Source organism: Olivibacter sp. SA151 (genome assembly GCF_054130995.1).
This window is the reverse complement of sequence record NZ_CP096391.1, coordinates 5615503-5627959: the sequence shown is the minus strand read 5'-3', so window position 1 is coordinate 5627959 and position 12457 is coordinate 5615503. Positions and strand designations below refer to the sequence as shown.

At 42.7% G+C, this 12457-nt stretch carries 11 protein-coding genes; 8 read left to right on the top strand and 3 right to left on the bottom strand.

Translation table 11 applies throughout. The annotated features are described in order from the left end of the window. Positions 1-79 precede the first annotated feature (79 nt). The 7 genes from M1D52_RS22940 (at position 80) to M1D52_RS22910 (ending at position 7695) form a co-directional block, all read left to right on the top strand. Positions 80-685, top strand: coding sequence for an RDD family protein (locus M1D52_RS22940; RefSeq protein WP_437393673.1), 606 nt, complete (start codon positions 80-82; stop codon positions 683-685). Positions 686-1077: 392 nt separating this feature from the next. Next, a complete protein-coding gene (locus tag M1D52_RS22935; RefSeq protein ID WP_013664960.1) occupies positions 1078-1719 on the top strand; it encodes a TetR/AcrR family transcriptional regulator in 642 nt (213 codons plus the stop codon). Positions 1720-1727: 8 nt separating this feature from the next. Then, positions 1728-3077, top strand: coding sequence for a TolC family protein (locus tag M1D52_RS22930; RefSeq protein ID WP_130854427.1), 1350 nt, complete (start codon positions 1728-1730; stop codon positions 3075-3077). Between the two features lie 35 nt (positions 3078-3112). Next, complete coding sequence (locus tag M1D52_RS22925; RefSeq protein WP_130854426.1) at positions 3113-4225, top strand: HlyD family secretion protein; 1113 nt, start codon at positions 3113-3115, stop codon at positions 4223-4225. 96 nt (positions 4226-4321) lie between these two features. Then, positions 4322-5893 carry a DHA2 family efflux MFS transporter permease subunit gene (locus M1D52_RS22920; protein ID WP_149105172.1) on the top strand — a complete coding sequence of 524 codons (1572 nt, stop codon included), beginning with the start codon at positions 4322-4324 and terminating at the stop codon, positions 5891-5893. Positions 5894-6138: 245 nt separating this feature from the next. Further along, on the top strand, positions 6139-6702 hold the full coding sequence (locus M1D52_RS22915; RefSeq protein ID WP_013664964.1) for an FKBP-type peptidyl-prolyl cis-trans isomerase: 564 nt from the start codon (positions 6139-6141) through the stop codon (positions 6700-6702). A gap of 81 nt (positions 6703-6783) precedes the next feature. Continuing rightward, positions 6784-7695, top strand: coding sequence for an FKBP-type peptidyl-prolyl cis-trans isomerase (locus M1D52_RS22910; protein ID WP_437393671.1), 912 nt, complete (start codon positions 6784-6786; stop codon positions 7693-7695). Here M1D52_RS22910 and M1D52_RS22905 read toward each other — a convergent pair. Genes M1D52_RS22905 through M1D52_RS22895 form a run of 3 tightly spaced genes read right to left on the bottom strand, consistent with a single transcriptional unit; the run spans position 7692 to position 10805 of the window. Beyond that, complete coding sequence (locus M1D52_RS22905; protein ID WP_437393743.1) at positions 7692-9005, bottom strand: cryptochrome/photolyase family protein; 1314 nt, start codon at positions 9003-9005, stop codon at positions 7692-7694. The genes M1D52_RS22910 and M1D52_RS22905 overlap by 4 nt on opposite strands. Next, positions 8998-9921: a TIGR01777 family oxidoreductase gene (locus M1D52_RS22900; protein WP_013664967.1), complete on the bottom strand. Its 924-nt coding sequence runs from the start codon at positions 9919-9921 to the stop codon at positions 8998-9000. Before M1D52_RS22900 ends, M1D52_RS22905 begins: the two co-directional genes overlap by 8 nt. Before the next feature lie 17 nt (positions 9922-9938). After that, entirely contained in the window at positions 9939-10805 is an 867-nt protein-coding gene (locus M1D52_RS22895; RefSeq protein ID WP_013664968.1) for a Rossmann-fold NAD(P)-binding domain-containing protein, read from the bottom strand. A gap of 215 nt (positions 10806-11020) precedes the next feature. Between M1D52_RS22895 and M1D52_RS22890 the strand changes: the two genes are divergently transcribed. Beyond that, positions 11021-12325, top strand: a complete 1305-nt coding sequence (locus tag M1D52_RS22890; RefSeq protein WP_437393669.1) for a DASH family cryptochrome — start codon at positions 11021-11023, stop codon at positions 12323-12325. Positions 12326-12457: the final 132 nt, after the last annotated feature.

Sequence of the window (12457 nt, the reverse complement as noted above, 5' to 3'; positions counted from 1 at the left end):
ATCGTCCCTCCGGGAGACAGGTCATCCCTCCGGGAGACAGGCTTTTTGAATTTTTAATTTTGACTTTTTACTTTTTAATTTGACATCATACTACATAGTAAAAAATGGCAAACCATTTGGACCACTTAGTTTATCGGAACTAAGGACGATGGGATTAGTGGGTACAGACTTTATCAAGGAAGACGGTTGGGATGATTACAAAGAACTGAGGGAAATTCCGGATCTCAGTGCAAAATTGGGCATAGCATACGAACGGGCGCTGCCACAATACTATGCTACCTTAGACGTTAGGCTACTAGCTGCGGCCATCGACTATTTTTTCGCTTTTCTCATTTACTGTTGTTTCGCCCTGGCGATTGTGATCAAAGCCGAGCATAAACAGGAGCAATGGACTTACCTCCTTTTCGGCCTATTGGTAGTTCCTTTATTCAAATTCATTATATGTGTGATCGGTGAGGGCTCCGCTAAAAACGCCTCACCTGGAAAATTGCTGTTGCAAATTAAAGTAACCGACACGAAAGGCAATCCCATCGGCTTTGGAAGAGCGCTTTGGAGAAATATGGCCAAAATTACAGGCTTACTGACTTTAGGCGTGAGTTATTTAATTGGCTTTATGGATCGTAAGCAACAGTGTGTCCACGACAAATTAGCGCGCACTTTAGTGATTAAAGGAAGGCTTATTTAGCAGCGATTGGCAATGGTTTTCTGCTTACATTGGCTAACCGACCCTAGGGGAGCTCATGAACCGAGTGCAATGAGCTCATGAATGCCAATAAAAAAAGTAATCGACTATGAATAATGCCCTTTGAAGTTAACACGAATGAATAATTATCCCATTAGCTAATTATTCACTATCTGTTTATTTTTAAGTGTTCATAAACGCACTTTGTTCGGTTATTCATCATTAATTCCGTCACTCAACAACACGAAATCGTTTTACAAAAAAAAGACAATTCATAAGTTGTTGGTTTTCAATAGATTGTTTCAGATGTGTGTTACGTTAATGTTATCAAATGAGTTAAACGCTTGTTTGAATTAAACGTTTGTTTAACTTTGCGCCCATTAATTCATTAAGTGATGACTGAATACAGTGAGAAGCAGCTTTTGATTATGGACACCGCCCTTCGTTTATTTTCAGAGAAGGGATATGATAAGACCTCCATCCGCGATATTGCACAGGCCGCGGAAGTCAATGTAGCCATGGTGTCCTACTACTTCGGATCGAAAGAAAAATTGCTGGAAGCCCTTTTTAAAAAGCACTTTACGTTTATTACGGGCAAATTAGAGAGTATTCTTTATGAAAAGGACAGTACAGCCTTTGAAAAAGTCGAACAGATAATCGATGTATTTATTGACACGCTCTACAGTAGGCAACGATTTAATCGACTTATGACCCGCGAAGCCAGTATTTTACAGGAAGGACCGCTGTTTGATATGATTTTTGAGATGAAAACCAAAAACCGGAAGCTCATGGAGCGAGCAGTAAAGGCGGGACAGCGGCTTGGTGTTTTTCGTAAGGATGTAAACGTGTTCTTTTTATCCTCCGTATTGATTGGAAGTGTGAATCAGATGCTCGCCAATTGTCGCTACGAAGCACAAAATGCCAAGCTGGAAGGCTCGGAAGCCGAGAATTTTCAACAGGAAAAAATCAAAATACTGCGGAATCATCTCAAGCAAATGTTCATTGCTTACCTGACCCAACCGGAATTAAAAAGATAAGAGCAAAAATGGATAATATAATAAATAAAGTGAATAAACTTTTAGTAGGGTGTTGCTTGCTGGTTATAGCAGGCAATACGGTGTTAGCACAGGAACAAAGAACGCTCACTTTACAACAAGCGATTGATTTAAGCTTGGAAAACAGTAAAGAATTGAAAGTGAGCGATAGTAAGGTTAAACAGGCCTTAGCTTCTTTGCAAGAAGCGAAGGATAACCGCCTGCCCGATATTGATATTTCCGGACAATACATGCGGGTTAATAAACCGAATGTGGATTTTAAGTTACAGGGATCCGGATCGGAAGAATCAGGGGAAGGTTCGGGTAGCGAAATGCCGAATGTTAGCCAAGCTATGTTTGGGATGGCTACCGCTAGCTTGCCGATTTTCGCCGGTGGTAAAATTACTAATGGCATTGCTTCGGCTAAATATTTGGAAAAAGCAGCTGAACTGGATGCCGAACGGAACAAGCAAGAGGTGATACAAAATACCATTGCCGCGTATTATAATTTATATAAAGCACAAGCAGCGGTAAAACTGGTGACAGAAAACCTGAATACTTCAAAGCAGCGTGTAAAAGATTTCGCTAATATGGAGGCGAACGGTCTGGTGGCTAGAAATGACCTCTTAAAAGTTCAACTTCAGGAAAGCAATTTGGAATTGGCGCTGCTGAATGCCGAGAACAATGAGAAGATAACAAATTTTAATTTTGATTTAATGCTGGGGTTAGATGAAAGCACCAGGTTGGTTTTAGACACCACCGGTCTTTCTGTTAAACCTCAAGTCAAGTCGCTGGCCGACTGGGAAAGCCTGGCTTTGGACAATCGCGCCGATTTCAAGGCGCTCTCGAGCCGACAAGATGCTGCACATGCGAATGTGAAAGTAGCAAAAGGATCGTACTACCCGTCTTTTGCGGTTTCGGCGGGATATGTCGGTATCAATGTTCCACACGCACTAACCGTTACCAACGCCCTAAATGCCGGGGTAGGTTTGAGTTATAATTTAGCTTCGCTTTACAAAGCAGGAGCAAAAGTTAAACAGGCTAAAGCGCAGGAGGAACAATTGGCATGGAACCAGGAACAATTGAAAGATGGGATACGGATCGATATACATAAAGCATATCAGGATTATACGCAAAGCCTGAAAAAAATTCAAGTATATGAAAAGGCCGTGGAACAGGCCAATGAGAATTATCGCATTACTAAAAATAAATATGATAACAGCCTAGCCACTACCACCGACTTGTTGGACGCCGATGTGGCTCGTTTACAGGCAGGCATTGATTATGAATATGCAAAGGCCGATGCGGTAGTAGCTTATAATAAATTGTATGAAAGCGCTGGTGTAAGCGTAGGGGAATAAACAAATAAGAGATTTAAAGGTATTAGCAATAAAATATGGAAACCAATAATCAAACTACGGCAAAAGAACCGGAAAAAAAATCCGGAAATAAGGGTTTTGCGATTGTTTTCGTTCTGCTCATCCTAGTGGGAGGAACATATGGTGTAATTAAATATTTACACGCTCAGAAACACGAAGAAACAGATGATGCACAGATCGTGTCGACGATCAGTCCGGTTATTCCACGCGTATCCGGTTATATCAAGGAGGTCCGCGTAAGCGATAACCAAATGGTGCATAAAGGAGATACCTTGGTGATCCTGGATGATCGGGATTATCAGGTAAGTTTAGCTCAGGCTGAGGCTTCATTGGCTAGCGCACGGAGCAATGCCCATGTAGCAGGTGCGGGTATTCAAGTGGCCCAAGCCAATATCAGTACTTCTCAGGTGAATGTGAACACGGTAGAAGCGCAGATTGAATCAGCAAAAGTTAATCTTTGGCGGGCAGAAAATGATTTTAAGCGTTACGAGAATCTGATTAAGGATCATAGCATTACGCAACAACAGTATGAAGAGGCTTTAGCCACCAAACAGTTGGCACAAAGACAGCTCGATGTCTTACAAACACAGAAACAATCGGCCGCAAGACAAGCCGCTGCGGTTGGTACGCAGAAATCCGTTAGTGCCGGGCAGGCATCGGTAGCGGAGGCAACCATTAAGCAACGGGAAGCAGAAGTGGAAGCAGCTAAGTTAAATGTTTCTTATACCGTGATTACGGCTTCTATTGACGGTCAGGTAGGTAAAGTGAATTTGCAACCGGGACAATTTTTAGGAGCCGGGCAATCGCTTTTTAACATTGTTCCAACGACCGAAAAATGGGTAATCGCGAACTTTAAAGAGACACAACTCACTAAAATGAAAACGGGACAAAAAGTGTCTATTAAAGTGGATGCTTATCCTGACTCTACCTTAGAAGGCGTAGTTGCTTCTTTCTCTCCGGCAACCGGTGCCGCTCAATCTTTGTTACCGCCCGACAACGCTTCCGGTAACTTTGTGAAAGTAGTACAGCGCATTCCGGTGAGGATCGATTTTAACGAGGGACAAAGTCCTGAATTGATTCAAAAAATCCGTACAGGAATGAACGTATTGGTGGATGTGCATCTTAATTAGCTATCGGAAATCAGCTTTCAGCTCTCGGATTTATAGATTGGAAGTATTGAATAAAAAGCTGATTGCTGATGGCTGGAAGCTGAAATCTTAAAATATATGGAACAAAATTCTTTAGTTGAATATGGTTGGCGGCGGGCAATTATTACCATAACAGCTATTTTATGTGCGCTCTTGGAGATTGTGGATACCACCATCATCAATGTTGCGCTCAATGAGATGCGCGGTAATATGGGCGCTACGCTGAGCGAGATTGGTTGGGTCATTACGGCTTATGCCATTGGTAACGTCATCGTAGTGCCGCTAACGAGTTTCCTTTCTCAACAATTCGGTCGGCGCAATTATTTCGCCGCCTCGGTTATTCTTTTCACCATATGTTCTTTTCTGTGTGGTAATTCAACCGCCATGTGGGAATTGATTTTATTCCGGTTTCTACAAGGGGTAGGGGGTGGTGCCCTGTTGGTAACCTCTCAAACCATTATCACGGAAGTGTACCCGATTGAAAAGAGAAGCATGGCTCAGGCTTTGTATGGTTTGGGAGTCATCGTCGGACCTACGCTGGGACCTCCGCTCGGTGGGTATATCGTTGAAAATTATAGCTGGCCTTACATCTTTTATATCAATATTCCAATTGGTGTAATTGCAACCATGCTGACACTTAAGTTCGTTAAAAGTCCTAAATACGGCGAGAAGCGGTCGGCACGGGAAATTGACTGGTGGGGGATTGTATTTCTGGCCGGGGCCGTCGGATCGTTGCAGTTTGTATTGGAACGCGGACAAGAAGAAGATTGGTTCAATAACAGTATGATTTTGGCCTTTACCATTCTTTGTGCGGCTTGTGTTTATTTATTTATCTGGCGCGAACTCACGGTCAAAAACCCGATTGTCGAGTTGCGCGTACTGAAAGATGCCAATTTACGGGTGGGCACGATCCTTTCCTTTATTATGGGGTTTGGTTTGTACGGATCAACATTCATTATTCCGCTTTATACACAAAACAACCTCGGTTGGACGGCTTATCAGGCGGGTCTTTTGATGGTGCCGTCTTCATTGGTCACGGCCTTTATGATGCCGATCATCGGACAGGTCCTGCAGCGGGGGGTGAAACAAAAATACCTGGCCGCTATGGGAATGTTTCTCTTCTTTATGTTCTGTTTTTGGGGTTTTCGTATTATAACGCCGGATACAGGGGAGGGCAATTTCTTTTGGATGCTGATGCTGCGCGGTTTAGCCATGAGTATGCTATTCATTCCGGTAAGTACCCTATCACTTTCCACCCTAAAAGGGGCGCAGATCGGTCAGGGAGCAGCCTTCACCGGGATGATGCGGCAGTTAGGTGGTTCCTTCGGTATCGCTTTGATTACTACCTTTATGACCCGGCAAAATGCCCTACATCGTAATAATTTAATTGAGCATATCAACCCGAACAATCCCTTGTTTCAACAGCGATATCAAGGGATGGTAAGTAATTTTATGCAACATGGTATGGCACCCAACCAAGCTAAAGCTGCCGCGCTGAAAGCGATGGATGGGTCGCTTATGAACCAGGCTTCAGTGCTTTCTTACATGGACGTGTTCTTATATATCGGTATCATGTTCTTAATCTGTGTGCCTTTTATCCTTATGTTGAAAAATGCGAAAGCTAAACTGGATATGTCGAATGTGCATTAAAAAGTAAAAAGTAAAAAGTAAAAATTCAAAATTAAAAAGTAAAGATTCAAAAATAAAAAGTAAAAGTTCAAAAAGGCGAGTGTTGAATGACGCTCGCCTATGACTTAAAGCTTATTGCTTGCATCAATGTTAAAAAATGTTAATACATGCATTTAACCAATTAATTCAATAACTTTGCAAATAGCATTGTATTGAATTTTATGGGCAGACTCTACACCCTCATTTTCTTTATTATAATGGGGCTTATGGCAGTTTCATGCGATAAGGAGGAAGTCTATGTCTATGATCAACAGCTGGTGTTGGAGCGAGAAGCGCCTATGATTGCTTCTTATATTACGGCACATGGCTTGTCCGATTCGGCCAAGCTTCATCAGGAGACCGGTATTTGGTATGTCTTGAGCGATTCGGGGACTACGGCTGTCGATTACCTGACGATCGATTCGACAACAAACAAAGAGCAGCTGAAAAATAAACTGATCCGGGTAAAATATACAGCACGTATGTTGGATAGCACGATCTTTGAGGAAAACACAAGCTTGGATTCCATACCTTATAAGCCGCTGCTAACTTCCGAAACCGATACCGGGCGGATTTTGGCTTGGAAAATTGCCTTTTATCCAAAAAGTGTTGGCGGATTATTGGAGGGTGGTTTACGTATCGGTGCTAAAATCAGAATCATCACACCTTCCGTATATGCCTACCAGGACCGTCCCTATGGTATTGTCAAGGAAAATTCGCCACTTGATTATGAACTGGAGGTCTTGGATATCACCGATGCCGACAAACCCAAAACAATGCGTAAGAATTGATTTTCACATTATTTAGAGACAAGAGATAAAGTATAAATGAACCTTTCTATCAAAAGAATATCCTTATTAAGTTTATTGGGCATGAGCCTTTTCGCAGCCTGTAAGAAACAGGAGTACCAAAGCATCGAAGAACTTGATGCGGTCAGTATTGATTCCTATATACGGGCTAACAACTTAACGGTTCAACCGCTTGGCAGTACCGGTATGTATTATCAAATATTGGAAGAGGGAAAGGGGAATGATATCGACTATACCGGTCGGTACGCCTTGGTCTATACCGTGCGCTCATTGGATGGTGTTTATAGCGTAACCGATACCTTTGCTTCCGCCAGTCGTTATTTTGATTATTTGGGCTACTTTTTAGGTGCCGCTCCGCAGGGCTCCATTATTGCAAGTAATCCAAACTACCAAGGGCAGATAGAAAGGGAAGAAGGCTTAAAAATGGCTATCCGAAGCATGTTAAAGAAGACGGATGGTCAAATCCGGGTGCTTATCCCGTCACGCTTATTGCCTTACGGTCGAAATGGAAACACCGATTTGGGGATACCTTCCAATGCTTCCATGGATTATGTGATTCGGGTCATTGATAGTGCGAGTATGCCGGCTTATGAGGACTTGTCCATACGAAAGAGAATGCAGGCTGCAGGACTAGATACTGCCGATTTTACAAAAACCGAGACTGGAATATATTATCAAATTACTGAGCAGGGTGACGGTAATCCAATTACGGTTGATTCGACAATTACTTGCTCATATAAATTGCATTTAATGAACGGTACCGAACTTGAGAGTCAAGATTCCGCAAGGTTTTTGATATCGGGATTAGCTGTTAATGCTTGGAAAGAAATTCTTCCCAAAATAAATCAGGGAGGAACGGTCCGTTTTCTTACACCTTCAACACAAGCGTATGGATATTCCGGATCGTCTTCGACACCGCCCTTTACCGCGTTGGACTTTGAAATTTCTGTGCGGAAGACAGAGAACGATGACTAATCCTTCAAAGCATTTTTATACACTTCCAAAGCCCGCTCGCGGGCTTTTTTATGTTCTATAATGGGGCTCGGATAGCGAAAGGGGTCATCCAATTCGGGAATCCAGCGTTTTGCATAAACGAGCTTGGGGTCAAATTTTTTTAATTGTATCTCCGGATTAAATACCCTAAAATAAGGAGCCGCATCGTTGCCTGATCCGGCAGCCCACTGCCAGTTTCCTACATTACTGCTTTGTTCATAATCTTGTAATTTCCGCGCAAAATAGGCTTCTCCCCATCGCCAGTCGATCAGCAAATGTTTACACAAAAAACTAGCCACCACCATCCGTACTCGATTATGCATAAAGCCCGTCTCATTCAATTGCCGCATACCGGCATCTACCAGCGGATAACCGGTTTTCCCTTGGCACCACGCGTCAAATTCGCTTTCATTATTACGCCAATGAATTCGGTCGTAAGCAGATTTAAAGGCCTTGTTAACTGTTTCAGGAAAGTGCCATAAAATCATCATATAGAACTCGCGCCAGATCAGCTCATTTAGCCATGTTTTTTCGCTCGCTTGTCGTGCATCCTTTATCAGTGAACGAATACTGACCGTCCCAAAACGGAGGTGTACACTCAAATGGCTTGTGCCTTTTTCGTCCGCGGGGATATCGCGTGTCTGGTGATAATCGCCTATAACCGCCTTATAGCTTGTACTCGGAAAAGTTTGTTTGGTAGCAACAAATCCTAACTCTTTTAGTGTGGGAATCGTTTGCCAATGAGATCGGAGTGCCGCTAAATGACGCTCACTTGGATAATTTTTAAGATGGGATTCACCTAATTGAGCGAGCCAACAATTTCTATAAGGGGTAAATACGGTATAAGGTTCGCCATTACTCTTCAGGACTTCTGCCTTTTCAAAAATGACCTGATCTTTAAAGGTATAAACGTCAATATCGTATTGCCTAAGAAAATCACTTATTTCTTTATCTCGCTTTCGCGCATAAGGTTCATAATCATGATTAAAATATACCGCTATGGGGTCGAATTCTTTTACAATTTCTTCCCAAGCTTTATTTGGTTCATCATGGTAAAATGCGATGCCGGAGCTTTGTTGTTCCAGCTGTTTGTTTATGGCTCTCAGCTCACGATGGATAAATGAAACTCGGGCATCATCGCGATCTTCCAACTTCGACAATATCGCAGTGTCAAAAATGAATACGGGTTGGACTTTGTATCCGCTACGCAACGCCTCATACAGCGCATGATTATCCTGTAGTCGTAGATCACGTCTGAACCAGAATATACAGGGGCGCTCTTTCCTACTCATCCCTCTTTTCTCTTTCAAAAATATGTTTTAAAGCAGTTTCTATGGTGGGATAGGTAAACCGAAAGCCGGCGTTAAGTATTTTGTCGGGCGATACTTTTGCACTATCCAATAGTAACTCACTCATTTTACCCATAATGGATTTCAGGACGAAAGCAGGGACAGGCGGCAGCCACAGCGGTTTACCTAAAATCTTTGCAATCTGTTGATTTAATTGTTTATTGGTGACAGGTTCCGGAGCTACCATGTTGTAGACTCCCTGTAATCCCGGGTGCTCCAAAGCGTAGATATACATATTAACGGCATCCTGGATATGGATCCAAGGAATATATTGTTTTCCGCTTCCTAAAGTAGCCCCAAGTCCAAGTTTAATAGGTGCAGCTATTTTGGATAAGGCACCGCCTTCTTTGGCGAACACCACACCACACCGCAAAGAAACCGTACGAAGCCCGAGCGACCGACCTTTTGCTACGGCCATCTCCCAGGCAAAACAAGTCTGACCCAGGAAGTCGTCCGCAGGAACACGGTCTTCACTCAATAATTCGTCCCGTTTATTGCCGTAATAGCCCGTTCCGGAAGCCGATACGACCTGCTTTACCTGGTGATTACCGGTTGATAATAATTTATAAATAAGTCCGATACTATCGGTGCGGCTTTTTAGAATCTTCGTTCGTACATTTTTACTCCACGGTCTTTTTCCAATATTTTCACCGGCGAGATGAACAATCGCATCCACCTCTTCTATACAAGTCTTGTCTATTATACCCTCTTCCACATTCCAGGTAAAGTATTTTACCTGTTCGCTATCCCGTTGTGGCTTGCGTACGAGGGCGTGAACGATGTACCCCTTTTTCGTAAGTGCTGCTGTTAGGTGCTCACCGACCATACCCGAGGCCCCGGTGATTAATATTCTCTTCATGTGTACGGTATTAAACTTTAAGCAAGCGCCGCTTTGAGCGCTTGTTCAAATGTCAGGCATTCATGAGGAAACAAATCACGGATGTGATTGTTTTCGCACAATAAATCTTGCGTAATATTCTCGCCGAAGGCGCGCGCTGTGGATACGCTTACACCTGTCGTGAGACTGATAAAAAAAGCGGACAGACGGTTATTAAAGCTTGGTACTGAAATAATCGGCCTATTGATATGTATCTGCTTCATGTAAGCCTTCAGCATCTCTTTATAACTCAGAACGTCGGGCCCACCAATGTCGAAGCTTTGATTAAAGGCGGCAGGATTAAGCACGATAAAGCTTAGATAAGTTAACAAATCCTGCAGAGCAATCGGCTGGGCACGCATTTTTACCAAACGCTGATTGGCAAAGATAATGAAGCGCGACGACACCTTTTTCATCATTTCCATCAAGATAGACTCTTTTCCGATAATATTGCTGATCCTAACAATGGTATAAGAAATATAACTATCCGTCAAAATCTGTTGCACTTCTTTTATAAAAGGTGTACGCAAACGCGTAATATAAACAAGTTGTTGGCTATTGCTTTTTCTCGCTTGCTTAATAAAGTTGATCAACGAGAGAAGCTCGAGGTTTTTGTATTGCTCGCTCCATTCGGCAGAATCCTGACTGAGGTAAATAGCCACATCTATCTGTTCCGCAATCGTCGGTGTATAACGTTCGCGTACTAAGTCTCCACGTATAACGGATACATTCGGATGCTCTTCCGTCGTTTCCAAGAAATGCTTCTCATTCCGCACCAAGCAAGATGTTTGGTACCCTTCATCGGCAAGATGCCACGCCAATCGCTTCCCCAAATAATTGTTCAGTCCGGTAATTAGTATATTCATTTCGCAAGGCCTATGTCACGTTTATAACTACAATTATATCGTTCTTTCTGTTTAGTTTAAAATGAAATAAGTATTTCATAAGGAAAGCATTAAAAAACACCATGTTTAAACAAGGTTTGTTAACGCGGTGTAAAAGCTTGCGGAGAATCCCGCTATTTTTGTTTTATGAATTTAAAAACCAGTATATTTGAGATTAAAAGTTTCCTATATTAAGAATGAATAAAGATACAATCCTTGTTTGGTTTAGAAATGACTTACGCGTGCGTGATAATGAAATATTATGGCAGGCGCTTGCTAAGGCAGACAGGGTGGTGCCGGTATATGTTTTTGACCCCCGTCAATTTACTCCTTTAAAAAATGGAATGCATAAAACCGGTGTTATTCGTGCAAAATTTATCTTGGAAAGTGTACAGGACCTCCGACTTTCCCTGCGTTCATTGGGTGCCGACTTATTAGTCGTTTCCGGTTATCCTGAGGAAATACTGCCAACCTTGGCAGAGCGATATCAGGTAAAGGAAGTATATCACCATCGCGAGGTTGCCAAGGAAGAAACGCATATCTCGACACTTGTAGAGGAAGCGTTGTGGAAGAAGCGACTTAATCTACGCCATTTTATAGGACACACGTTATATCATAAAGAAGATTTACCCTTTCCAATTAAAGATATTCCCGATGCTTTTGCAACCTTCAGAAAGAAAATAGAACGGGAAACAACTATCCGACCTTCGGTAGAAACGCCGGTGAAAATTGAGGTTCCCGATAATTTGGAAGCGAGCGAGATTCCTTCCTTGGCATCGCTCGGCTTTTCGGCTGATCTAATCGGAATAGCAGATCAATCGCCTTTTAAAGGCGGGGAAACTGAGGGATTGAGGCGTCTGGAGACTTTATTGGCAGGTGCTGATACGGCATCATTGACAGGCTCTTTTGGTTCTGAAGAAGGAACCGTCTTGTCGCCTTGGATAGCAATGGGATGTTTGTCGGTGCATACCGTGTATCATGCGGTGAAAAAATATGAGGATAAAAGCCTGCCGAAAAAACAAGCAGCAGCTATTATTACCGGCTTGTTGTGGCGCGATTACTTTCGCTTCATGTTTAAAAAGCATGGTAACAAGTTCTTTTTACAGCGAGGTTTCTCTAATGAAACACCTGCTTATGAACTGGTGGTGGACGCTTTATTCGACCGGTGGAAGCGAGGAGAGACGGGCGATCCCTTCGTCGATGCCGCCATGCACCAGCTGAATACAATAGGTTTTATATCCCATACTGCCCGGATGCTGGTAGCACATTACCTCGTAAGCAACTTAAATATCAGCCATCTGCTAGGTGCTGCCTATTTTGAAGACAAACTGGTTGATTACAACCCTGCCTCCAATTATGGCAATTGGGCACATATTGCCGGTGTTGGCAGCAGTACCAAGGATAATGGTATTCGCGATATCAAGAAGTTGCAAAATTTACTAGATGCGCAAGGCGAATATGTTAAACGCTGGGGGACCCCCCAATTGTCTTATTCGAGCTAAACATTTCCATACTTAACTTGTTGAGAAAAAATGTGCGTCACCGTGCGGTAACTATCAAGCAAATTTTTGTGCTGACGTTATAATTAAATTTGATTTAATGTGCATTCCGTCAGATATTTTATAACTTTGTCA

Bases quoted from the DNA above. Each gene is read 5' to 3' on its own strand.
- M1D52_RS22935 (WP_013664960.1), top strand. From the start codon at position 1,078: ATGACTGAATACAGTGAGAAGCAGCTTTTGATTATGGACACCGCCCTT.
- M1D52_RS22930 (WP_130854427.1), top strand. From the start codon at position 1,728: ATGGATAATATAATAAATAAAGTGAATAAACTTTTAGTAGGGTGTTGC.
- M1D52_RS22925 (WP_130854426.1), top strand. From the start codon at position 3,113: ATGGAAACCAATAATCAAACTACGGCAAAAGAACCGGAAAAAAAATCC.
- M1D52_RS22920 (WP_149105172.1), top strand. From the start codon at position 4,322: ATGGAACAAAATTCTTTAGTTGAATATGGTTGGCGGCGGGCAATTATT.
- M1D52_RS22915 (WP_013664964.1), top strand. From the start codon at position 6,139: ATGGCAGTTTCATGCGATAAGGAGGAAGTCTATGTCTATGATCAACAG.
- M1D52_RS22910 (WP_437393671.1), top strand. From the start codon at position 6,784: ATGAGCCTTTTCGCAGCCTGTAAGAAACAGGAGTACCAAAGCATCGAA.
- M1D52_RS22905 (WP_437393743.1), bottom strand. From the start codon at position 9,005: ATGAGTAGGAAAGAGCGCCCCTGTATATTCTGGTTCAGACGTGATCTA.
- M1D52_RS22900 (WP_013664967.1), bottom strand. From the start codon at position 9,921: ATGAAGAGAATATTAATCACCGGGGCCTCGGGTATGGTCGGTGAGCAC.
- M1D52_RS22895 (WP_013664968.1), bottom strand. From the start codon at position 10,805: ATGAATATACTAATTACCGGACTGAACAATTATTTGGGGAAGCGATTG.
- M1D52_RS22890 (WP_437393669.1), top strand. From the start codon at position 11,021: ATGAATAAAGATACAATCCTTGTTTGGTTTAGAAATGACTTACGCGTG.